Annotated in this window: 17 protein-coding genes; 7 read left to right on the top strand and 10 right to left on the bottom strand. The window is 69.5% G+C overall.

Features of this window, described 5'->3' with window-relative positions; genetic code table 11:
- Positions 1-45: 45 nt before the first annotated feature.
- The 4 genes from EDF40_RS10400 to EDF40_RS10385 form a co-directional block, all read right to left on the bottom strand.
- The gene (locus EDF40_RS10400; protein ID WP_123339459.1) at positions 46-1,269 is read right to left on the bottom strand and encodes a type II secretion system F family protein; all 1,224 of its coding nucleotides are present in this window, start codon (positions 1,267-1,269) and stop codon (positions 46-48) included.
- Positions 1,269-2,795 carry a type IV pilus twitching motility protein PilT gene (locus tag EDF40_RS10395; protein ID WP_123339458.1) on the bottom strand — a complete coding sequence of 509 codons (1,527 nt, stop codon included), beginning with the start codon at positions 2,793-2,795 and terminating at the stop codon, positions 1,269-1,271. The genes EDF40_RS10400 and EDF40_RS10395 overlap by 1 nt, the downstream gene beginning before the upstream one ends.
- A gap of 19 nt (positions 2,796-2,814) precedes the next feature.
- On the bottom strand, positions 2,815-4,482 hold the full coding sequence (locus EDF40_RS10390) for a GspE/PulE family protein (RefSeq protein WP_111083486.1): 1,668 nt from the start codon (positions 4,480-4,482) through the stop codon (positions 2,815-2,817).
- A 178-nt stretch (positions 4,483-4,660) separates the two neighbouring features.
- Positions 4,661-5,689 (bottom strand): GNAT family N-acetyltransferase, encoded by a 1,029-nt coding sequence (locus EDF40_RS10385; RefSeq protein WP_185002959.1) that lies wholly within the window; start codon positions 5,687-5,689, stop codon positions 4,661-4,663.
- An 85-nt stretch (positions 5,690-5,774) separates the two neighbouring features.
- Here EDF40_RS10385 and EDF40_RS10380 point away from each other — a divergent pair, with 85 nt between their 5' ends.
- The gene (locus EDF40_RS10380) at positions 5,775-6,170 is read left to right on the top strand and encodes a VOC family protein (RefSeq protein ID WP_123671416.1); all 396 of its coding nucleotides are present in this window, start codon (positions 5,775-5,777) and stop codon (positions 6,168-6,170) included.
- 129 nt (positions 6,171-6,299) lie between these two features.
- Here the strand turns inward: EDF40_RS10380 and rpoC are convergent, their stop codons facing one another.
- From rpoC to EDF40_RS10350, 6 genes are all read right to left on the bottom strand, one after another.
- Positions 6,300-10,181 carry a DNA-directed RNA polymerase subunit beta' gene (gene rpoC, locus EDF40_RS10375; protein WP_111083489.1) on the bottom strand — a complete coding sequence of 1,294 codons (3,882 nt, stop codon included), beginning with the start codon at positions 10,179-10,181 and terminating at the stop codon, positions 6,300-6,302.
- Positions 10,182-10,226: 45 nt separating this feature from the next.
- Positions 10,227-13,715: a DNA-directed RNA polymerase subunit beta gene (rpoB, locus tag EDF40_RS10370; RefSeq protein ID WP_111083490.1), complete on the bottom strand. Its 3,489-nt coding sequence runs from the start codon at positions 13,713-13,715 to the stop codon at positions 10,227-10,229.
- Between the two features lie 394 nt (positions 13,716-14,109).
- Positions 14,110-14,721: a hypothetical protein gene (locus EDF40_RS10365; RefSeq protein ID WP_123339456.1), complete on the bottom strand. Its 612-nt coding sequence runs from the start codon at positions 14,719-14,721 to the stop codon at positions 14,110-14,112.
- Positions 14,722-15,027: 306 nt separating this feature from the next.
- The gene (locus tag EDF40_RS10360) at positions 15,028-15,678 is read right to left on the bottom strand and encodes a response regulator transcription factor (protein ID WP_123339455.1); all 651 of its coding nucleotides are present in this window, start codon (positions 15,676-15,678) and stop codon (positions 15,028-15,030) included.
- On the bottom strand, positions 15,675-17,030 hold the full coding sequence (locus EDF40_RS10355) for a histidine kinase (protein WP_123339454.1): 1,356 nt from the start codon (positions 17,028-17,030) through the stop codon (positions 15,675-15,677). Before EDF40_RS10355 ends, EDF40_RS10360 begins: the two co-directional genes overlap by 4 nt.
- A complete protein-coding gene (locus EDF40_RS10350) occupies positions 17,027-17,551 on the bottom strand; it encodes a hypothetical protein (protein WP_123339453.1) in 525 nt (174 codons plus the stop codon). The genes EDF40_RS10355 and EDF40_RS10350 overlap by 4 nt, the downstream gene beginning before the upstream one ends.
- A 142-nt stretch (positions 17,552-17,693) precedes the next feature.
- Between EDF40_RS10350 and EDF40_RS10345 the strand changes: the two genes are divergently transcribed.
- The 6 genes from EDF40_RS10345 to EDF40_RS10320 all read left to right on the top strand — a co-directional run bounded on the left by EDF40_RS10345 (position 17,694) and on the right by EDF40_RS10320 (position 22,861).
- Entirely contained in the window at positions 17,694-18,536 is an 843-nt protein-coding gene (locus EDF40_RS10345) for a spermidine synthase (protein ID WP_123339452.1), read from the top strand.
- Positions 18,537-18,651: 115 nt separating this feature from the next.
- Entirely contained in the window at positions 18,652-19,338 is a 687-nt protein-coding gene (locus EDF40_RS10340; RefSeq protein ID WP_123339451.1) for a DUF4064 domain-containing protein, read from the top strand.
- 125 nt (positions 19,339-19,463) lie between these two features.
- Positions 19,464-20,294: a hypothetical protein gene (locus EDF40_RS10335; RefSeq protein WP_123339450.1), complete on the top strand. Its 831-nt coding sequence runs from the start codon at positions 19,464-19,466 to the stop codon at positions 20,292-20,294.
- Positions 20,291-20,782: a SprT-like domain-containing protein gene (locus EDF40_RS10330; protein ID WP_123339449.1), complete on the top strand. Its 492-nt coding sequence runs from the start codon at positions 20,291-20,293 to the stop codon at positions 20,780-20,782. Before EDF40_RS10335 ends, EDF40_RS10330 begins: the two co-directional genes overlap by 4 nt.
- Positions 20,783-20,829: 47 nt before the next feature.
- Positions 20,830-21,525: a CGNR zinc finger domain-containing protein gene (locus EDF40_RS10325; RefSeq protein WP_111083499.1), complete on the top strand. Its 696-nt coding sequence runs from the start codon at positions 20,830-20,832 to the stop codon at positions 21,523-21,525.
- 76 nt (positions 21,526-21,601) lie between these two features.
- Positions 21,602-22,861, top strand: coding sequence for an Nramp family divalent metal transporter (locus tag EDF40_RS10320; protein WP_123339448.1), 1,260 nt, complete (start codon positions 21,602-21,604; stop codon positions 22,859-22,861).
- The last annotated feature ends 7 nt before the right edge of the window (positions 22,862-22,868 follow it).

Raw genomic sequence — 22,868 nt, 5'->3', positions numbered from 1 at the left:
AGCACGGGCCACCCCCGTCGGAGGGTGGCCCGTGCTGTTGGATCGCTACTTGACGAGCGACGAGATCTGGAAGATCGGCAGGTACAGCGCGACGATCATGCCGCCGACGACCACCCCGAGGAACCCGATGAGCAGCGGTTCGATCAGCGAGGTCAGCGCTTCTGTCGATGCCTCGACCTCGTTGTCGTAGAAGACCGCGATCCGCTCGAGCATCAATTCCATCGAACCGGCGTCCTCACCGACCGCGATCATCTGCGTCACCATTGTCGGGAAGACCGATTCCCGCTCGAGCGGGGCGGCGATTGATTCCCCTTTTCGAACCGCTTCGGAAACACGCCCCAATGCCTGCTCGACGACGAAGTTGTTCGACACCTGTCCGGCGATCTGCAATGCCTCGAGAATGGGCACGCCGGCCCCGATCATGTTCGACAGGTTGCGCGCGAACCGGGCCATCACGATCTTGCGGTTGAGTTGTCCGAACACTGGAAGGCGCATCCGGAGCGGATCGATCACCCGACGCACACGGTCGGTGTTCTTGTTCGCGCGCCACCAGAACCAGCCGACGACCACGGCGACCGCGAGGAACGGCCCGACGTACACCATCGCGTGCGACAAGTAGACGAGCATCAGCGTCGGCAACGGCAGCTGCCCGCCGAGCGACTCGAACATGCCCTGGAAGATCGGCACGATGAACACGAGCATGATGACGACGGCCGCGAGCGACATGCACAGCACGACCACGGGGTAGGTCATGGCCGACTTGATGGTCGAGCGGAGCTTGTGCTCCTTTTCGAAGTTGGTGGCGATGGAGTCCATGGCCTGGTCGAGGAACCCGCCGGTCTCCCCCGCACGGATCATGTTGATCATGATCGGCGGGAACTCGACCGGGTACTTCGCCACCGCGTCGGAGAACGAGACGCCGCGTTCGACGTCGTCGCGGACCTTGCCGAGGATGTCCTTGAGCTTCTTGTTCTCGGTCTGGTCGGCGAGGATCGACAGCGCGCGCAGCAGCGAGAGTCCCGAGGTGAGCATCGTCGAGGCCTGGCGCGACATGATCGCGAGGTCCTTGAGACCGACGCCCTTCTCGAAGCCCGGGATCTTGATCTCGGTCTGCAGGCCGGTGCCGGCCTTGGACTCCGTGATCGCGATCGGCGAGACGCCCATGCCCCGGAGCCGCTGGACGACAGCGCCCTCGGACGAGGCGTCGAGACGGCCCTTGACGAGCTTGCCGGCACCGTCGCGCCCGCGGTAGTCGAATGCGAGGGACATCAGTAGCCTCCGGAGAACTTGTCGCCGAAGTCGATCCCGCTGGCGGCGATCGCGGCTGCCGAGGAGTCGGACGGGGACTCGACGCGCTGCACCAGCCGGTCGAAGCCCTCTTCGTCGTGCACCTTGTCCATCGCGGCCTTGCGCGAGATCGTGCCGACGTTGACCAGTTCGGCGAGGTCCTGGTCCATGGTGTGCATGCCCAGGTCACGGCCGGCCTGCATGGCGGACGTGATCTGGTAGGTCTTGCCCTCGCGGATCAGGTTGCCGATGGCGGGGGTGATCGTCATGATCTCAGTGGCGACGACCCGGCCGACACCGTTGGCCTTCGGCACCAGGGTCTGGCAGACGACGCCCTGCAGGGTCGCGGCGAGCTGCGTGCGGATCTGGCCCTGCTGGTGTGGCGGGAAGACGTCGATGACACGGTCGATCGTGCCGGGGGCACTCTGCGTGTGCAGGGTGGCGAACACCAGGTGACCGGTCTCGGCCGCGGTGAGCGCGACCGAGATGGTCTCGAGGTCGCGGAGCTCGCCGATCAGGATGACGTCGGGGTCCTGGCGCAGCACGTGCTTCAGCGCGGCGGCGAAGGAGTGCGTGTCGGCACCGACCTCGCGCTGGTTGATGATCGCCTTCTTGTGCTCGTGCATGAACTCGATCGGGTCCTCGACCGTCACGATGTGGTCGGCCCGGCTCTCGTTCACCAGGTCGATCAGGGCGGCGAGGGTCGTGGACTTGCCGGAACCGGTCGGGCCGGTGACCAGGACGAGTCCGCGGGGCAGGCCGGCGAAGTCGCCGACGTGCTCGGGGATGCCGAGCTGCTTGAGCGTCTTGATCTTGGTGGGGATGATGCGGAAGGCCGCGCCCCAGTTGCCGCGCTGCTGGTAGAAGTTCACGCGGAAGCGGTACTCCGGCGACAGCGAGTAGGCGAAGTCGAGTTCCTGCTCCTGGTCGAACTGGCCGGCCTGCTCGACCGACAGCATCGTCTTGAGTGCGGCGATGACCTTGCCGCGCGACCACGCGCCTCCGGGGACTGCGGGACGGAGCGAGCCGTCGACGCGGACCGTGGGCGGGGCGTCGGCGGTGACGTGCAGGTCGGATGCGCCTTGGTACACGACCTGGGCGAGCGCGGTGATCAGGTCCGGGTCCGCGACCTCGCGTGCGTGGCGCGAGAACTCGATGTCGCCGCCGATCGTGGCGGTCGGTGCCGGGGCCGCAGGCGCCGTGGGGAGCTGCTGCGTCGGCGCCTCGGCGTAGCCGTAGGTCGCGATCGACGACGGCACGCCGGCGGGCGGCGTCGCCGGAGCGGCGAGCGGCTGCGCGACCGGCACGGCGACGGGCGATCCGGACGGTGCCGGCCAGCCGGCGGCGTCGTCACCGAGGTCGTAGACCTGCTCCGGAGGGGCCGACGCTGCGGCGGCAGCCAGGCGTGCTGCACGGCGGGAGCCCACCTCGGTGCCGGGGTTGCCCGGGTGCCAGCCGGCGACGGGTTCGTCGCCGGGGATCGTGATGTCGTACACGGAGTCGGTCATCTGCTGCGCTCTCTCGTGACTACGCGACCACGCGCAGGATCTCGTCGACGCTCGTGAGACCGAGCTTGACCTTCTCGAAGCCGTCCTGGCGGAGCGTCAGCATCCCCTGCGCCTGGGCGACACGGCTGATCTCGGCGCTCGAGGCACGCGAGACGGCGAGGCGCTCGATCTCCTCGGTGACGGTCATGACCTCGTGCAGGGCGATGCGGCCGCGGTACCCGGTGTTCGAGCAGACCGCGCAGCCGATGGGCGCGAAGAACGCCGGGACCTCGTCGCCGGGGCGCAGGAACCCGAGGGTGCGGAGCTGTTCGGCTTCGTACACGGCGGGGGCCTTGCACCGGTCGCACAGCCGTCGTGCCAGACGCTGGGCCACGACGGAGTCCAGGGCGGAGCCGACCAGGAAGGGCTCGATGTCCATCTCGGTGAGTCGGGTCACGGCGGAGGGGGCGTCGTTCGTGTGCAGGGTGGAGAGCACGAGGTGTCCGGTGAGGGATGCCTCGATGGCGATCTGGGCGGTCTCGTGGTCGCGGATCTCACCGAGCAGGACGACGTCGGGGTCGGATCGCAGGATCGAGCGCAGCGCCGAGGCGAAGGTCAGCCCGGCCTTCGGGTTGACCTGCACCTGGTTGATGCCGGCCATCCGGTACTCGACCGGGTCCTCGACCGTGATGACGTTGATCTCGGGCTTCGCGACCGCGTTCAGGGTCGTGTACAGCGTCGTGGACTTGCCGGAGCCGGTGGGCCCGGTGACCAGGATCATGCCGTACGGCTTCGAGTACGACCGCTGGTACGCCTGGAAGTTCTGCTCGAGGAGGTTGAGGTCCTTGAGGGTCAGCGACGTGTTCGTGTTGTCGAGGATCCGCATGACGACCTTCTCGCCCCACACGGTGGGCAGCGTCGCCACGCGGAGGTCGATCTGGCGGCCACCGTGGCGGACCGACATGCGGCCGTCCTGCGGCTTGCGACGCTCGGCGATGTCGATGTCGCTCATGATCTTCAGGCGGCTGATGACGCCGTTCTGGATGTTCTTCGGCGCCGGGGCCATCTCGTGCAGCACACCGTCGATGCGGTAGCGGATCCGGACCTCGTGCTCACCGGGCTCGATGTGGATGTCCGAGGCGTGGTCCTGGATCGCCTGCGACACGAGCAGGTTCACGAAGCGGACGATCGGGACGTCGTCGAGGGCACCGTCGGCCAGGTCCACCTGGGCCGAGGAGCTGACCGAGGCTTCTTCTTCCAGCGACGAGGTCAGGTCGTTGAGCTCGTCGTCGGCACGCAGGTAGCGGTCGAGCGCGGTGAGCAGGTCGCGCTCGTCGACCTGGAGCGGCTTGATCGGCCGGCCGGAGGCAGCGCGGGCGTCGTCGATCGCGAGCACGTTGGTCGGGTTGACCATCGCGAGGATGAGCAGCTCGCCCTCGAACCCGACGCCGAGGACGCCGTGGCGCCGGCAGAGCGCAGCGGGGAGGATCGAGACCGCGGTGCCGTCGACCGGGTAGTCGGTCAACGGGACGGTTCGCGAGTTGTTCGATGCCGCACGGGCGGTGATGAACTGCGCCTCGCTCACGACGCCCTGGTCGACCAGGCCGCGGATGGCGCGCTCGTCGAGGTCCTCGTCGCCCGTCATCGAGTCGAGGTGCTCGATCGGCAGGGCGCCGTTCAGGATGAGGATCTCGGACAGGGTCGCCATGAGTCCTGTGCCTCCTTGGACTCGCGCGCGGCGAGACGTGGTCGGGTTGCGCACCACCAGGGATGTGGCGCTCGACCACGCTACTTCTGCGACAGTCGTCGGCCGCAGTCCCAGAAGGAGGGGGCGGAGGGGGTCCGGATGCACCCAGAACTGGGGTCCAGGACCCCCGACGCCATGGTCAGAGCGACGCCGACGCGGTGACGTGGACCTCGCCGGCGACGAACCCGAGTCGCTCGTAGATGCGCCCGGCTCCGCTCGGGTTCTCGGCGTCGACGTGCAGCACCGCCGCGGACAGCCCGTCGGCACGGATCGCCTGCAGGGTGGCGTCGAGGACGATCGGGGCGAGCCCCGTCCCCCGTGCTGCACGCACGACGCCGACCCAGTGCACGTACCCGTACGAACGGCCCCGGGCAGCGAACCCGTCGGGCTCCACCTCGACGATCGTGAACGCCACGACCGAACCGTCGGCACCGACGACGACCCGCGACAGGTCCAGCCGGCTCTTGTCCGAGGTGAGGAACCCCCGCCAGTCCGACGCGACCATCGGCTGGGAACCCCAGTGGTCGCGGAAGGCGTCGTTCTTGGCCGTCCGGAGCGGCTCGATGTCGTCCGCCGTGACGGGCCGCAGGACGAGCCCGTCCGCCAGGACGGGCACCGCGTCGGCGTCCGGCCCGCGGTCGTCGAACACGACCTGCATGTCCAGCCAGGTGCGCACCGGCGCGAAGTCGAAGTGCGCCGCCAGCCGGAGCGCCGAGGACCCCTGCCTCCCACCGACGTCGAGCGTCGCCGGCAGGTCGACGTCGAGCGTCGCCAGGCGCTGCCGGGCCCGGCCGACCTGCCAGGCCAGTACCCGCCGCCCGATCCCCTGCCCGCGCAGGTCGGGGTGGACCGCCCCGTCGAGCACGGCGCGCGCAGCAGTGACGCGGGAGGGGACGTCGATGACGATGCCGTAGGCCTGCACATGCCCTCCAGCATCGACGCCCACCACAGTGTCCCTGGTGACGTCCAGCCCCTCAGTGGACAACGACCGTTCGAGGTCAACTGTGGAGGGACGAGCGTGCGGGTCGTCGACCGCGGCCGACGCGACGGCGACGGCGTGCATCGCCCCGACGTCGTCGTGCGCGCCCGCGCGGAACGTCAGCCCGCCGATCGGCGTGGGGAACGAGAGGTGTGCCGGGGCCGTGATCCGTTCGCGCAGGGTCGCCATCCATCCACCCTGCCAGTTCCGCCGCGCGGCGAGACACCGCGGAGAGCCCCTCGACGAGCAGGCCCGACCGGGACCATGATGAGTCATGGACATCACGAGCGTGACCGTGGGGCTGCCCGTCACCGACATCGAGGCGTCCTGCCTCTGGTACGGCGCCGTCTTCGAGCGCACCGAACCGGACCTCGAACCCGAGGACGGTGTCGCCGAGTACGAGGTCGGCGGGATCTGGATCCAGCTCTACGAGGACGACTCCGCCGAGGAGAACCCGGTGAGCGTCCGGTTCGGCGTCGACGACGTCGGCGCGCAGCACGCCCGCATCGGCTCGCTCGGCATCGACATCGGACCGGTCGAGTGCGTCGACGGCGCCGTGAACTGGTTCGACGTCCGCGACCCCGACGGCAACGTCCTCAGCCTGTTCTCGCTCGTGGACGAGACCGGTCGCGGTTCGGGACGCGACAACGGCGCGGACCGCGCGCTCTAGACGCCACCGCTCGCAGGCCGGGAGGCCCGTGGCGGCCTGGCACCGGGCCTCCTGTCCGTCACGTGGTGATGACACGACGAAGGCCCCGCCTCCTTGCGGAGACGGGGCCTTCGTGGGATCACATCAGACTCAGTTGTACGTGCCCGGCGTGAAGTCGTCCGACGAGAAGCTGTCGAAGTCGACGAAGCTCAGGTCGGCGTCCGAGAACGACGAGTCGTCCGCGAAGATGCGGTTGGGGTACCGCTCTGCCTTCGCTTCTTCCGTCGCGTTCACGTCCACGTCGCGGTACCGGCTGAGGCCCGTCCCGGCGGGGATGAGCTTACCGATGATGACGTTCTCCTTGAGGCCGACGAGGTGGTCCTGCTTGCCCTCCATGGCCGCCTGCGTGAGCACGCGGGTGGTCTCCTGGAAGGAAGCGGCGGACAGCCACGACTCGGTCGCGAGGGACGCCTTCGTGATGCCCATGACCTCCTGGCGAGCCGAGGCGGTCTTGCGACCCTCCTGCAGCGCCGCACGGTTCAGCATGTTGTAGCGCGACCGGTCGACGAGCTCACCCGGCAGCAGGTCGGTGTCGCCGTGGTCGACGACGGTGACCTTGCGGAGCATCTGACGGACGATGACCTCGATGTGCTTGTCGTGGATCGGCACACCCTGCGAGCCGTAGACGTCCTGCACACCGTTGACCAGGTGCTTCTGGACCTCTCGGACACCCTTGACCCGGAGGACTTCCTTGGGGTCGACGGTGCCGGCGATGAACTGCTCGCCGAGCTCGACGTGCTGGTTGTCCTCGATGAGGAGCGTCGCACGCTTGAGCACCGGGTAGATGAACGGCTCGTCACCGTTGTCCGGCGTGAGGATGATCCGACGACCCTTGTCCGTGTCCTCGACGACGACGCGGCCGGGGGCCTCGGCGATCGGGGACGCGCCCTTGGGCGTACGGGCCTCGAAGAGCTCCGTGACACGCGGCAGACCCTGGGTGATGTCGTCGGCCGAGGCCGAACCACCCGTGTGGAAGGTACGCATCGTCAGCTGGGTACCGGGCTCACCGATGGACTGTGCGGCGATGATGCCGACTGCCTCACCGATGTCGACCAGGTTGCCGGTGGCGAGCGAACGGCCGTAGCACTTCGCGCAGACACCGACGGCCGACTCGCAGGTCAGGACCGAGCGCACCTTGATGCTCTCGACACCGGCTGCCAGCAGCTTCTCGAGGAGCACGTCACCGACGTCCTCACGAGCCTCGGCGACGACCGTACCCTTGGCGTCCACGGCCTCGGTGGCCAGGGTGCGCGAGTACACGGTGTTCTCGACGCGCGGGTCGCGGACCAGCTTGCCGTCCGCGTCCACGGTCGCGATCGGCAGCTCGAGGCCACGCGTCGTACCGCAGTCGTCCTCGCGGATGATGACGTCCTGCGAGACGTCCACGAGACGACGGGTGAGGTACCCGGAGTCCGCGGTGCGGAGCGCGGTGTCGGCAAGACCCTTACGAGCACCGTGGGTGGCGATGAAGTACTCCGCCACGGTCAGGCCCTCGCGGTACGAGTTGATGATCGGGCGGGCGATGATCTCGCCCTTCGGGTTGTTCACCAGACCACGCATACCCGCGATGTTGCGGACCTGCAGCCAGTTACCACGAGCACCCGACGACACCATGCGGTTGATCGTGTTGTCGACGGGGAAGTTGTCCCGCATCTCCTGCGCGATCTCGTTGGTGGCCTCGGTCCAGATCTTGATCAGGTCGGCGCGACGCTCGGAGTCGGTGATCAGACCCTTGTCGAACTCGCCCTGCACCTTGGCGGCCTGGATCTCGTAGCCCGCGATGATCTCCTTCTTGCGAGGAGGCGTCACGACGTCCGACAGGGCGACGGTCACACCGGAGCGGGTGCCCCAGTAGAAGCCGGCGTCCTTGATCCGGTCCAGCGCAGCGGCCGTCTCGGTCTTGGAGTACCGCTCGGCGAGGTCGTTGACGATCGCGGACAGCACACCCTTGTCGGTGACCTTCTGGACGAACGGGTAGTTCGCCGGGAGGGTCTCGTTGAAGAGCGCACGGCCCAGGGTCGTCTCGAGGAGGACGGTGTCGCCCTGCTCGTAGCCCTCGGGAGCTTCACCCTCGGCGAAGTGGACACCCGTCATGCGGATCTTCGCCATGGCGTTGAGGTGCAGCGTGTGCTGGTCGTTGGCCAGGATCGCCTCGGCGACCGAGGAGAACGCACGGCCCTCACCGACAGCGCCTTCGCGGACGGTCGTCAGGTGGTGCAGACCGATGATCATGTCCTGTGCGGGCAGGGTCACCGGACGGCCGTCGGACGGCTTCAGGATGTTGTTCGAGGCGAGCATCAGGATGCGGGCCTCGGCCTGGGCCTCCACCGACAGCGGCAGGTGCACGGCCATCTGGTCACCGTCGAAGTCCGCGTTGAACGCAGCACACACGAGCGGGTGGAGCTGGATGGCCTTGCCCTCGACGAGCTGCGGCTCGAACGCCTGGATGCCCAGACGGTGCAGCGTCGGCGCACGGTTCAGCAGCACGGGGCGCTCGCGGATGATCTCCTCGAGCACGTCCCACACCTGCGGACGCGAACGCTCGACCATGCGCTTGGCCGACTTGATGTTCTGCGCGTGCGACAGGTCGATCAGGCGCTTGATCACGAACGGCTTGAAGAGCTCGAGCGCCATCTGCTTGGGCAGACCACACTGGTGCAGCTTCAGCTGCGGGCCGACGATGATGACCGAACGGCCCGAGTAGTCGACGCGCTTGCCGAGCAGGTTCTGGCGGAAACGACCCTGCTTGCCCTTGAGCATGTCGCTCAGGGACTTCAGGGCGCGGTTGCCGGTACCCGTGACCGGACGACCACGACGACCGTTGTCGAACAGCGCGTCAACGGCTTCCTGCAGCATGCGCTTCTCGTTGTTCACGATGATCTCGGGGGCACCGAGGTCGAGCAGGCGGCGGAGACGGTTGTTGCGGTTGATCACACGACGGTAGAGGTCGTTGAGGTCCGACGTGGCGAAACGGCCACCGTCGAGCTGCACCATCGGGCGCAGCTCCGGCGGGATGACCGGCACGACGCCGAGCACCATCGCTGCCGGCGAGTTGCCGGTGGCGAGGAAGGAGCTGACGACACGCAGACGCTTGATCGCACGGATCTTCTTCTGGCCCTTGCCCTCGGCGATCTGCAGACGCAGCGCCTCGGCCTCGGCAGCCAGGTCGAACGCCTCGAGCCGGAGCTTGATCGCCTCGGCGCCCATGTAGGCGTCGAAGTAGATCCCGAACCGGTCCTGGAGCTCGTGGAAGACGGCGTCCTCGGGCTTGAGGTCGCCCACCTTGAGGTTGCGGAAGTCCTCCCACACACGCTCGAGACGGGTGATGTCCTCGTCGAACGACTTGCGGACCTGGGACATCTCCTTCTCGGCGGTGTCCTTGGTGCGCCGCTTGACGTCGGCCTTCGCACCCTCTTCCTCAAGGGCTGCGAGGTCGTCCTCGAGCTTCTTGAGGCGGTCGGCGATGATCGAGTCGCGCTGGCCCTCGAGGGTCTTGATCTCGAGACGCATCTCGTTCTCGAGACCCGGCATGTCCGCGTGACGGCCCTCTTCATCGATGTCGATGATCATGTAGGCCGCGAAGTAGATGACCTTCTCGAGGTCCTTCGGCGCCATGTCGAGGAGGTACCCGAGGCGCGACGGGACGCCCTTGAAGTACCAGATGTGCGTGACGGGGGCAGCGAGCTCGATGTGGCCCATGCGCTCACGACGGACCGAGGACTTGGTGACCTCGACGCCGCAGCGCTCGCAGACGATGCCCTTGAACCGGACACGCTTGTACTTGCCGCAGGCGCACTCCCAGTCGCGGGAAGGACCGAAGATCTGCTCGCCGAACAGACCGTCCTTCTCGGGCTTCAGGGTGCGGTAGTTGATGGTCTCCGGCTTCTTGACCTCGCCGTACGACCACTGACGGATGTCCTCGGCGGTCGCGAGGCCGATCCGAATGGCGTCAAAGGAAGTTGCTTCGAGCAATGTTCTTCTCTCTTGCTTGATTCAGGCTTCGATGTACGGGCGGGATCAGATGTCGTCGACGGACGACGACTCGAACCGCGAGGAGATGTTGATGCCCAGCTCCTCCGCAGCGCGGAAGACCTCGTCATCGTTGTCGCGCAGGCTGACCGCCTGGCCGTCGGCCGAGAGGACCTCGACGTTCAGGCAGAGCGACTGCATCTCCTTCATGAGGACCTTGAAGGACTCGGGGATGCCGGGTTCCTGGATGTTCTCGCCCTTGACGATCGCCTCGTAGACCTTCACGCGGCCGAGGATGTCGTCGGACTTGATCGTCAGGAGCTCCTGGAGGGCGTAGGCGGCGCCGTACGCCTCGAGCGCCCACACCTCCATCTCACCGAATCGCTGGCCACCGAACTGCGCCTTACCACCCAGCGGCTGCTGCGTGATCATCGAGTACGGACCCGTCGAACGAGCGTGGATCTTGTCGTCGACCAGGTGGTGCAGCTTGAGGATGTACATGTAGCCGACCGAGACGGGCTCGGGGAACGGCTCGCCGGAGCGACCGTCGAAGAGCTGCGCCTTGCCGGACGAGCCGATCAGGCGCTCGCCGTCGCGGTTCGGGAGGGTCGAGTCGAGGAGGCCCTCGATCTCGCGCTCGTACGCACCGTCGAACACCGGGGTGGCGACCTTCGTTCCCGGAGCGGCGCTGTGCGCTGCCTCGGGGAGGGCCGATGCCCACTCCTGGATGCCCTCGACGTTCCAGCCCTGCTTGGCGAGCCAACCGAGGTGGATCTCGAGGACCTGGCCGAAGTTCATGCGGCCGGGGACGCCGAGCGGGTTCAGGACGATGTCGACCGGGGTGCCGTCGGCGAGGAAGGGCATGTCCTCGACCGGGAGGATGGTCGAGATGACGCCCTTGTTGCCGTGACGACCGGCGAGCTTGTCACCCGCGGTGATCTTGCGCTTCTGGGCGATGTAGACGACCACGCGCTGGTTGACACCAGAGCCGAGTTCGTCGTCGCCGTCCTGCGAGTCGAACACCTTGACGCCGATGATCGTGCCCTCTTCACCGTGGGGCACCTTCAGCGAGGTGTCGCGCACCTCGCGCGACTTCTCGTTGAAGATGGCGCGGAGGAGGCGCTCTTCAGCGGAGAGCTCGGTCTCGCCCTTCGGCGTGACCTTGCCGACCAGGATGTCGCCGGGGCGGACCTCGGCACCGATGCGGATGATGCCACGCTCGTCGAGGTCGGCCAGCAGGTCCGGGCTGACGTTGGGGAGGTCACGGGTGATCTCCTCCTTGCCGAGCTTCGTGTCGCGGGCGTCGACCTCGTACTCCTCGATGTGGATCGAGGAGAGCGTGTCGTCCTTGATGAGGTTCTGCGACAGGATCATCGCGTCCTCGTAGTTGTAGCCCTCCCACGGCATGAACGCGACGAGGAGGTTCTTGCCGAGCGCGAGCTCGCCGTTCTCCGTCGCGGGACCGTCGGCGATGACCTCACCCTGCTCCACACGCTCGCCGGCCGAGACGACCACGCGGTGGTTGTAGCTCGTGCCCTGGTTGGAGCGGTCGAACTTGCGCAGGTAGAAGGTCTGCGTGCCACCCTCGTCGAGCTGCAGGGTCACGGCGTCGGCCGAGACCTCGGAGACGACACCGGCCTTGTCGGCGGTGACGACGTCACCGGCGTCGATCGCGGTGTAGCCCTCCATACCGGTACCGACGAGCGGCGACTCGGAACGGAGCAGCGGGACGGCCTGACGCTGCATGTTCGCACCCATGAGGGCGCGGTTCGCGTCGTCGTGCTCGAGGAACGGGATGAGCGAGGTCGCAACCGACACCATCTGGCGCGGCGAGACGTCCATGTAGTCGACCTCGCCCTTGGCGACGAGTTCGACCTCGCCACCCTTCTTGCGGACGAGGACCTTGTCGTCGGCGAAGTGGAACGAGTCGGTCAGCGGGGCGTTGGCCTGCGCGACGACGAACTCGTCCTCTTCCGAGGCGGTCAGGTAGTCGATGGTCTTCGTGACCTCGCCGTTGACGACGCGACGGTACGGGGTCTCGATGAAGCCGAACGAGTTGATCCGACCGAACGACGCGAGCGAGCCGATCAGGCCGATGTTCGGGCCTTCCGGGGTCTCGATCGGGCACATGCGGCCGTAGTGCGACGGGTGGACGTCACGGACCTCGACGCCGGCACGCTCACGGGACAGACCACCCGGGCCGAGGGCCGAGAGACGACGCTTGTGCGTCAGGCCCGCGAGCGGGTTGTTCTGGTCCATGAACTGCGACAGCTGGGACGTTCCGAAGAACTCCTTGATCGCGGCGACGACCGGACGCACGTTGATGAGCGTCTGGGGCGTGATCGCCTCGATGTCCTGCGTGGTCATGCGCTCGCGGACGACGCGCTCCATGCGGGACAGACCCGTGCGGACCTGGTTCTGGATGAGCTCGCCGACGGCGCGGATGCGACGGTTGCCGAAGTGGTCGATGTCGTCCACGTCGAGGCGCAGCTGCACCGGCTCGCCGTCGCGCACGCCGTTCAGCGTGGTCTTCTCGGCGTGCAGGGACACGAGGTACTTGATCGTCGCGACGATGTCCTTGACGGTCAGCACCGAGTCGGACAGCGGGGCGTCGATCCCGAGCTTGCGGTTGACCTTGTAGCGGCCCACCTTCGCCAGGTCGTAGCGCTTCGAGTTGAAGTAGAAGTTGTCGAGCAGCGCACGCGCGGCCTCGGCAGCGACCTGCTCGCCCGGGCGCAGCTTGCGGTAGATGTCCTTGAGCGCCTCTTCCTTCGTGAGGATGGCGTCCTTCTCGAGGGTCGACTCGATCGAGGCGAAGCCCTGGAACTCCTCCATGATCTCCTCGCTGGTCAGACCCAGCGCCTTGAGGAAGACCGTGACCGACTGCTTGCGCTTGCGGTCGATGCGCACGCCCACCTGGTCGCGCTTGTCGATCTCGAACTCGAGCCACGCACCACGCGAGGGGATGACGCGCGCGGAGTAGATGTCCTTGTCGGACGTCTTCTCCTGCTGGCGCTCGAAGTACACGCCGGGCGAACGGACGAGCTGCGACACGACGACGCGCTCGGTGCCGTTGATGATGAACGTGCCGCGTTCGGTCATGAGCGGGAAGTCGCCCATGAAGACCGTCTGCGTCTTGATCTCACCCGTCATGTGGTTCATGAACTCGGCGTTGACGTACAGCGGAGCGGCGTAGGTCTTGCCGCGCTCCTTGCAGTCGTCGATCGAGTACTTGGGGTCCTCGAGCTCAGGCGCCGTGAACGAGAGCTGCATGGTCTCGCCGAGGTCCTCGATCGGGGAGATCTCCTCGAAGATCTCCTCCAACCCGGAGTGCAGGGCGAGGTCGGTGCGACCCTGCTCCTGTCCCTCTGCGAGACGGGCCTTCCAGACGTCGTTGCCGACGAGCCAGTCGAAGCTCTCCGTCTGGAGTGCGAGCAGATCAGGAACCGTGAGGGTGTCCGTGATCTTGGCGAACGAGAGTCGCGAGTGGTTGCGACCGTTCTTGGGGTTGGTGGATGCGTTGGGCGCAGCAGCCAAGGGTGTGACCTCCGTAGGCCCCGTCGGGCCGATACTGACGAGCAGCATGTAGGTGAGTAGATGATCGCTCGGCGATCCCCGCGAGTTCATGCCCTGCGACCACGCCGACGCGTGCCTGACGCGGAACGTCGGTGCACGTGTGGGATGATCTCCGTGAGCGGGACCCGCCGCCATATACGGGTCCGGCTGCACCAGGGCGAGTTGAGCTTGTCCAACTCAGAACTCTGCGTCGACCGCAATATGACGACACGGATGCCAGGGAGCGCGAACTGCCATCATAGTTCGCGCCGAGTCGTGCTGTCCAGTCCTGGCTTGACCAGATTCGGCAGTGGCGTGTATAAGCCGCTGCGTGCCCGCGGAATTCCCGGCCCGCGCAGTGGACCCGGCCGTGCGCTCAGCCGAGGCGCTCGCGCTCGACGTGCCCCGTGCCTCCCGGCCGGCCCTGCTGTCCCGCCAGCGCACGGAAGGCGCCCTCGGGTCGGCGGGTGCGCACGAAGGTGACGCGGCCACGCTCGTCGGTGATCTCGATGCCGAGTCCGGGGGTGAGGATCAGGGCGCGCACGCCGCGACCGATCCGCAGGCCGACGCCGCCGTAGGTGCGGGCGTCCGCCTCGACGAGTCGGACGTCGGCGATGCGCCGACGCGCGATGCGCCGTGGCGGCAGCGGCCGGAAGTGCAACGTGACGTGCGTGTCGGTGACGGCGAACCCGGCCCGCGCGAGCAGCAGCAGCACGCCCGCCACGACGGCGACCAGCGCCGGCACGATGAGCGCGGCCTCCGGCGCGTCGCCGGGCCAGGCGGTCACGGCCGCGGTCAGGCCGAGCCCGCCGAGGAGCAGGACCGTGCCGACGACACGCATCCAGGTGGGTGCCGTCTCGTGGTCGGCGTGGGCCGGACGGGAGGCGCGGGGCACCCGCGTCGTCCGGCTCGCGGTCGTGTGCGTGGTGGCGCGGGTCATCGGTGCGGCCGGGCGTGCGGTGGGCACGCTCATCGTGTCGGCGGTCATGTCGGGTCTCCTGCGGCTCGGCGGAGTGTTGCATCCCGTATTTTACATGACGGGAGCGATGTGATCACGGCCAGCGCGCGCGGGTGACCGGAAGGGGCACGCGGACGCGCGCCCACGGCGCGCACGCTCGAGCGGTGGGGGCGTTCGACGGCACGTCGTGGTCACGTCGGGAAGGCGGACGCGCGAGGTGTGGGGCACTGCACGCATCGACGCGGTCTCGCGTGACGACCGGATGAACAGTACGGAACGAGTCTTGGCGTCCGCTGGCCGTCCATGTGTACGCATTCACGTACCGGCCAGGACCGGTCAGCGCAGGACGCGCGCGACCGCCTCGGCGCGGGTGGCTACCCCGAGCTTCGCGAACACCTGGTTCACGTACGACTTCACCGTCGGCACCGTCAGGAACAGCTCCGCCGCGATCTGCGGGTTCGTCCGGCCGGCCGCGATGTGCTCGAGCACGTCGGCCTCGCGCGGGGTGAGGTCCGGGAACCGGTCTCGCAGCGCCGGCACAGCGGGCGCGGATGCCGTCGCCCCGCCGCCGGCGAGCTGCGCCACCAGCCGCGCTCCGACGGTCGCGTCGAACGTCGACTGCCCCGACGCGACCGCCCGGATCGCCGTCGCGATCTCGGTCCGTCCGGCGTCCTTCGTCAGGTACCCGCGCGCACCCGCCCGGAGGGCGGTCACGATCGACTCGTCGTCCGCGTAGGTCGTCAGCACGAGCACCGCCACCTGCGGGTGGTCGGCCACGATGCGCGCGGTCGCCGTCGGCCCGTCGGTGCCGGGCATGCGGAGGTCCATCAACACGACGTCGGGAGCGTCACGGTCCACCGCCGCGATCGCCTCGGCGCCGTCGGCTGCCTCACCCGTCACCTGCAGGTCCGGTACGAGCGACAGCACCGTCACCAGGCCGTCGCGGACGATCGCCTGGTCGTCGACGACGAGGACACGGATGGTCACGATGCGTCCGCCTCGTGCTCGGCCACCCGGTCCACCGGCAGGTGCAGCGCGACGACGAACTCGTCGTCGGATCGCTCCGCTTCGACCGTCGCACCGCTGCCGAGCTCCTCGACGCGCTCGCGCATCCCGAGCAGGCCCTGGCCGCCGCCGGTGAGCGGGTTGGCCACGACGACGTCCACGGCGTCGCCGTCGCGGACGACGGACAGTGACACGGGGCGGCCGGGGGCGTGCCTGCGGGCGTTGCTGAGGGCCTCGCGGGCGACCTGGACGACGGCGGCGCGGTGCGCCTCGTCGAGTGCGGCCAGGGTCGCGTCGCCCTGCACCACGATGGTGCCGCCGAACGAGCGGTGGGCGGCGACCAGGGCGGTCAGGTCGGTGCGGTCGGTGCGGTCGGTGCGGTCCGGCACGGGGTCGGTGGACGGCCGGGAGGCGCGGCTCGCGTCCGGCACGTCGGCTCCGGTGGTCCGCGTGGCCTGGTCCGGGGCTGTGGTCCGGTCCGGGGTGGTGGCGCGGTCCGCGGTCGTGGTCGGATCGGGGACGGCGGCCGCGTCCGGGGTGGCATCGGGCTCGGCGTCCGGGGTGGCATCGGTCTCGGCGTCCGCGTCGTCGCGGAGGGCGTGCACGGCCCGGCGGGCCTCGGCAAGACCGTCCGCCGCCAGGGTCCTGGCCTCGCCGGCACGCTTCGTCGCGTCGTCGACCCGGCCGGCCTCGAGCAGGGCCTCGACCGCGTCGAGCTGCAGCACGAGACCCCCGAGCGAGTGCGCGAGCACGTCGTGGATGTCCCGCGAGGCCCGGGACCGGTCGGCGAGGAGCTGTGCCCGCTGCTGGTCCCGCTCGGCCTGCCGCGCACGCTGCGCCGCGACCCGGAACTGCCGGCGGCTGAACCCGATGAGCACGCCGAGCAGCAGCCCGCCGCTCGTGCCGAGGACGAACTGGATCGAGGCGTGCTCGATCGTGGCGCACACGGCGATCACCACCACCGCCCCCACCGCGGTGACCGCTGCGACCCAGACCGGTACCCGGAGGTTCGCGCCGAGCAGGACGATCCCGACGATCACGGGGACGATCATGAGCGAGTCGGTCGCCACCACGGTCAGGGAACCGGCGACGATCATCACCACGCCCGCGACGACGAGCAGTTGCGGCGTCCGGCCGAACTCACGGAGCGCCCACGCGGCGAGCGCCACCGCGCCGAGTACCCACACCCACACGGGGAGCTGCAGCTCGAGTCCGTTCTTCACGAACCAGAACCCGACGATCACGATGCCGAGGGCGTTGAGTCCCCAGGCGGTTGCCGAACGGGACCGACCTCCGGGGAGGTCGGTCGGGTCCTGTCCGCTCAGCAGGGTCACCGGACCATCATGCCGCGGGTGGTGCGGCCACTGGCGGTCCGGTCTCCGCGGGGGATGCGCTGGTCGATGACGACGGCGCGGGCGGCGCGGTTCAGGGCGAGCACGAGCAGGATCGCGCCGGTCGAGGTGAGCAGGTGCGCACCGAGGTGGCCGCCGAGGACGTCGAGGCCGACGCGCACGGCGATGAGCACGATCCAGAGCGACGCCCCGAGCCAGCCCGTGCGGGACTGGATCGTCCGACCCTTGCTGTCCGGGGTGGCGACGGTGCGGAAGCGGGTGATGGTGCCCATCGTCAGGCCCACGCCGATCGTGATCAGGGCCTCGATGCCGAGGAACACGACGTCGATCGTGGTGATTGTCGCCCCCGACTGTGCCAGGACCACCACGCCGATGATCGCCATGATCATCGGCGTGCGCCAGATTCGCGCCGGGTCGAGGTACTGCCAGGTGGCCTGGCGGTACCCGAGGAAGCCGACGAGAGCGACGCCGATCAGGACGTTGACGAGGAGCTGGACCGACATGGTGTGCCTTTCGAGGTGACCCGGCGGGACGTCCCCGACCGATGGATCCAGCCTCGTTCCGGCGCGTCCGCGGGCACACCAACCAGGGGTGGGGGCCCGGGTGGTGATCGCGGTGCCGGTCGGGTGGTGTTCGATTGACCGCATGGCTGATGCGTTCGACGGGTTCCGGATCGGTGCGGGGTACTCGGTGGTCGAGCCGGACCGGCACCGCCCCGGGTCCTTCACGCTCGTGGTGGACGGTACGCCGCAGTCGCACGTCGACCTCGAGGACCCGACCCACCTGGCGTTCGAGTACATCCGGCGGATCGGGCACGCCATCGACCTGCTGCCGTCCGGCCCGGTCACGGCGCTGCACCTCGGTGCCGGTGCCCTGACGCTCCCCCGGTACGTCGCGGTGACCCGGCCGGGCTCCCGCCAGCAGGTCATCGAGCTCGAGCGCGACCTGGTGGACCACGTCCGCGAGGTCCTGCCGTTCCCCCGCGGTGCGTCGATCCGGGTGCGGTACGGCGACGCGCGCGAGGTGCTCGGCAAGCTCCCCTCCGGGCTGCGCGGCACGGTGGACCTGGCGGTGGTGGACGTCTTCGGCGGCTCGCAGATCCCGGCGCACGTGACGAGCATCGAGTTCTACCGCGAGGTCGCTGCGTTCCTGTCGCCGACCGGCATCGTCGCCGTGAACGTGGCCGACGGCGCGGGTCTCGCGTTCGCGCGGGGGCAGGCGTCGACGCTGCAGGCCGTTCTGCCCTCGGTCGCGGCGGTGGCGGACACCGGCATGCTCAAGGGGCGGCGGTTCGGGAACATCGTGCTGCTCGGCTCGCCGACCGACCTGCCGATCGCCGAGATGCCGCGGCGGTACTCCTCGGATCCGATGCCGGCGAAGGTCGTCCACGGGGCCGAGCTGCGGGCGTTCATCGCCGGGGCGCCGATCGTCACCGACGCGACGGCCGTTGCGTCACCGGAGCCGAACCGGAGCGTGTTCGGCGCCTGACCCCGCGGTGACGGCGGGGCGGCGCGCCAGGCCGTTCCCGGGCACTCGGCGGGTGCGGCTGTCAGGATGGTCTGAACGACCGCGCAGGTGCGCGACCGAGCGATGGGATCCCCTGATGACGAACGACGACCGGAGCAACCAGGACCGGACGGGCGACGGCCAGGCGCCGAGCTGGGGCGAAGCCCCGCAGCAGCAGCCCGCCGCCGACGCACCGCGGTACGGCGAGCGGAGCGACCCGACGCCGCAGTACGGGCAGTCCGCCCCGCAGTACGGCGAGCAGCAGAACCAGTACGGGCAGCAACAGCAGTACGGGCAGCAACAGGACCAGTACGGCCAGCAGCAGCAGTACGGCCAGCAGCCGTACGCCGCGGCGCCCGCGAGCTCCGGCTCGCCCGCATGGCAGAGCTACGAGGAACCGAAGGCCAAGAAGAAGACCGTCGGCGTGATCGCATTCGTGGTCGGCCTCGCCGCCCTGGTCGTGGGAGCCATCGGCGGGTACCTGTTCGGGCAGTCGTTCGGCGCTTCCGACGCCTTCCGCGACTCGATGCAGAACAGCGGGGCGACGCCGAGCGACGCGCAGATCACCGAGCTGATGACCTCGTCGAACGTCATCACCGGGTCCCTCATGTTCTACCTGGGTACGGCCCTCGGCCTGTGGGCGATCGTGCAGGGCATCATCGCTGCCGTCACCAAGCGTGGCCGCGGTTGGGGCGTCTTCGCGATCGTCCTCGCCGTCGTCGCGCTCATCGTCTTCGTCGTGGCGGTCGGCGTCGCTGCGGTCGCGGCGAGCGGGATGTCCTGATCCGCTGAGCCCGTCCCGAACGGCCCGTCGTGCTCCGGCACGGCGGGCCGTTCTGCGTCCACCGGCGCGAAGCCTGAGCGCGTCGCACCGGCCGCTCCCGGCAGAGCGCGGCTACCCTCGAACCGATGTCCCTCCCGCCCGACGACCGTCAGCAGCCCGACCCGTCCGACCCGTCCCGTGAACCGCGCCACGCGGCTCCCGTGACGGCCGGGGTCAGCCCGGGCAGCACCTTCGCGCCCATCAGCCTGCGGCCGGCGGTCGACGTCGACGCCGTGCACCAGCGTCTGCGCGACCTCGGTCAGAGCCGCAGCACCGAGGCGCTCGCGGAACGCGCCGAACTCCTCCGCCTGCTCGGCCGACTCGACGAGTCACTCGTCGTCGCGGAAGAGGTCTTCCGCCTCGCGATGTTCACGGGCGAGCGCCAGGACAAGGTCGCCGCCCGGATCCGGCGCGCGCACATCCTGCACGACCTCGGTCGCCACGAGCGTGCCGCGACCGAGGCTGCTCTGGCTCGCGACACCGCCGCGACCGAGGAGTGGCCGGAGCTCGAGGGGGCCGCCGCCGAGATCGAGGGGTGGTCGCTGTTCGAGAACGACCGCTTCGAAGAGTCCCGCGCCGCACTGTCCCGCGCCTACCAGGCGTTCCGCCAGGCCGGTGCCCCGTCCGAGCGCACCGACGCCCTGCGCACCGCGGTCGAGGCGGCGATGCGTGCCTCGATCACGCACCCCGCCGAACCCGCTGACAAGCCGCGGACGGCCCGCGAGGTCGCCGCCCGCCGTGCTGAGGACGACGAACCGACCATGCGCGTCGCCGAGCCGGTCAAGCAGGTCCCGCCGATCCGCCGCCGGGTGCTCGGGGCGCCGGACGCCGCGCGCACCGAGGCCGACGACATCTGGGGACGGATCGCCGCACGGGCAGCCAAGAAGGGCCAGGCCGACCCCCGCGCCGACCAGTGACCGCACTCGAGACGGTCCGTTCCCGAGCCGAGGCACTCATCTCCGAACACCTCGGCGCGGGCGCATGGACCTTCGGGTTCGACCACGCGAAGACCCGCGCAGGACAGTGCGACTTCGCCCGGAAGCGCATCACCGTCAGTCGGCACCTGGCCGCACGGTTCTCGGACGACGACGTCGAGCAGGTCCTGCTGCACGAGGTCGCGCACGCCCTCGCGGGGGCCCGTGCGGGCCACGGCCCGAAGTGGAAGCGGACCGCGTCCGCCATCGGGTACACGGGTTCGCGGCTGCACGACGGCCCGATCGCCAGCGAGCTCGCACCGTGGATCGGGACCTGTCCCGCCGGACACGAGCACTTCCGCTACCGGACGCCCACCCGCCAGCTCGCCTGTGCCCGGTGCTCCCGCCGGTTCGATCCCCGCAACGCCATCGTCTGGCGGCGCCGGAGCGAGGCTGACACCCCGTCGACGGTGGCCTCGACTACCGCATGAGTCCGTCCGCGCGCGGAGGCGCGCCGGTAACCCGTTAGCCTGGACGGATGCACACGGGGCAGCACATCCGCACGGACGCCGGATCCACCTGGTTCTTCGACGCCGGTCGGATCGCCCTGGACTTCGCGCACACCGGTGGGTTCGCCGACGACCCGGACGGTCGGCGTCCCCGATCGCAGCTCGGTGAGCTGCTCGCGAGCCCGGCGGACCTGGACGAGTGGCTCAGCGACCACACCGAACCGATCGACGTCGGGGCGAGCGCGCGCGAGCTGCAGGACGCCCGCGCGCTCCGCGCGGCGATCGCCCGACTCGCCGTCGCCGCAGCCCCCGGCCCGGCGACCACCGCGGCCGAGCGCACCGCCGTCGCGGCGGGCCTGCGTGCCGGGACCGGCCGCACGCGCCCCGCGCCCGACGACATCGACACCGTCAACCTGTTCGCCGCCCTGCCGGACGTGCCCCCGAGCCTCCCGGGTGGCCGCCGACGTGCCGGAGCGAACCGCGTCCGCCTGGCCCAGGCACTGTCCAGCGTCGCGCGCGACGCCGTCGCGCTGTTCACCGAGGTCGGCTTCGACGACGTCGAGGCCGACGGCCGTCCGACGCGTCTGAGCCGCTGCTCGGCGGACGACTGCGCGCTCGTCTTCTACGACTCGTCGCGGGGCGGGACACGCCGCTGGTGCTCGATGCAGCGCTGCGGGAACCGCGCCAAGGTCCGTGCGCACCGCGCTCGGCGCGCGGCGGTCTGAACCGCCCTCCAGCCAGCCGAGAAGGTACCGCGAAGAAAAAGATTCGGCATGCCGAATTCTCTGGCATGCTGGTGCCGTGACCGACACCGCCGCCGCGAGGACCACCGAGCAGCCCTCCGGCACGCCGCGCCGCCGCGCCGCGGGCCTCACCCTGCTCGGCCCGGCGTTCGTGGCGGCCATCGCCTACGTCGACCCCGGCAACGTGGCGGCCAACCTCACCGCCGGGGCGAAGTACGGCTACCTGCTCCTCTGGGTCCTGGTCGCCGCGAACGCGAGCGCGGTCGTCGTGCAGTACCTGTCCGCCAAGCTCGGCGTCGTCACGGGCAAGTCCCTCCCGGAGCACCTCGGCCTGCGGATGCGTCGCACCCCGAGGCTGCTGTTCTGGGGGCAGGCCGAGATCGTCGCGGCCGCGACCGACATCGCCGAGGTGATCGGCGGCGCGCTCGCTCTGCACCTGCTCTTCGGCCTGCCGCTCGTCGCCGGCGGGCTCATCACGGGTGTGGTCTCGATGCTCCTGCTGACCCTGCACAGCCGCCGCGGGACCCGCACCTTCGAAGCCGTCGTCACGGCGATGCTCGCGATCCTGACCGTCGGCTTCTGCGCCGGACTGCTCTTCGCACAGGTCTCCCCCGCCGAACTCGTCAGCGGCCTCGTGCCGCGGTTCGAGGGCTCCGAGTCGGTGATGCTCGCGGCGTCGATGCTCGGCGCGACGGTCATGCCGCACGCGGTCTACCTGCACTCGGCGCTCGCCCGCGACCGGCACGGCGACGTGCCCGCCGGCCCCGAGCGCCGCCGCGTGCTCGTCGCGACCCGGTGGGACGTCGGTCTCGCGCTGGTGGTCGCCGGCGGCGTGAACATCTGCATGCTCGTCCTCGCCGCGGCGACGCTACCCGGGGTCGCGGACACTGACTCGATCCCCGGAGCACAGCGGGCGATCGCCGAGCACGTCGGCCCAGCCGTCGGGGTCCTGTTCGCGGTGGGGCTGCTGGCGTCCGGACTGGCCTCGACCTCGGTCGGCTGCATGGCCGGCGCCGAGATCATGAAGGGGCTGTTGCACGTCCGGATCCCGCTCGTGGCGCGGCGTGTGATCACCCTGGTGCCGGCGATCGTGCTGCTCGCGATCGGTGCCGACGCGACGATGCTGCTGGTGGTGAGCCAGGTGGTGCTGAGCTTCGGGATCGCCTTCGCGATCGTCCCGCTGGTCGTCTACACGTCGCGCCGCAGCATCATGGGCACGGACGTGAACGCCGCGACCACCCGCGTGGTGGCGTGGGTGATCGCGGCGGTCATCGTGGCGCTCAACGTCGCACTGATCGTGCTCACGGTGACGCAGTGAGCGCCGT

Origin of the sequence: Curtobacterium sp. PhB170 (assembly GCF_003752345.1) — a bacterium.
GTDB lineage: Bacteria > Actinomycetota > Actinomycetes > Actinomycetales > Microbacteriaceae > Curtobacterium.
Note: the sequence above shows the minus strand (reverse complement) of the source record. Positions and strands in the feature narration are given on the sequence as shown.

Excerpts from the sequence above, each read along its gene's own strand:
- EDF40_RS10350 (WP_123339453.1), bottom strand. The coding sequence starts at position 17,551 with ATGTCGGTCCAGCTCCTCGTCAACGTCCTGATCGGCGTCGCTCTCGTC.
- EDF40_RS10345 (WP_123339452.1), top strand. The coding sequence starts at position 17,694 with ATGGCTGATGCGTTCGACGGGTTCCGGATCGGTGCGGGGTACTCGGTG.
- EDF40_RS10340 (WP_123339451.1), top strand. The coding sequence starts at position 18,652 with ATGACGAACGACGACCGGAGCAACCAGGACCGGACGGGCGACGGCCAG.
- EDF40_RS10400 (WP_123339459.1), bottom strand. The coding sequence starts at position 1,269 with ATGTCCCTCGCATTCGACTACCGCGGGCGCGACGGTGCCGGCAAGCTC.
- EDF40_RS10365 (WP_123339456.1), bottom strand. The coding sequence starts at position 14,721 with ATGACCGCCGACACGATGAGCGTGCCCACCGCACGCCCGGCCGCACCG.
- EDF40_RS10335 (WP_123339450.1), top strand. The coding sequence starts at position 19,464 with ATGTCCCTCCCGCCCGACGACCGTCAGCAGCCCGACCCGTCCGACCCG.
- EDF40_RS10385 (WP_185002959.1), bottom strand. The coding sequence starts at position 5,689 with ATGGCGACCCTGCGCGAACGGATCACGGCCCCGGCACACCTCTCGTTC.
- EDF40_RS10390 (WP_111083486.1), bottom strand. The coding sequence starts at position 4,482 with ATGGCGACCCTGTCCGAGATCCTCATCCTGAACGGCGCCCTGCCGATC.
- EDF40_RS10395 (WP_123339458.1), bottom strand. The coding sequence starts at position 2,795 with ATGACCGACTCCGTGTACGACATCACGATCCCCGGCGACGAACCCGTC.
- EDF40_RS10325 (WP_111083499.1), top strand. The coding sequence starts at position 20,830 with ATGCACACGGGGCAGCACATCCGCACGGACGCCGGATCCACCTGGTTC.
- EDF40_RS10380 (WP_123671416.1), top strand. The coding sequence starts at position 5,775 with ATGGACATCACGAGCGTGACCGTGGGGCTGCCCGTCACCGACATCGAG.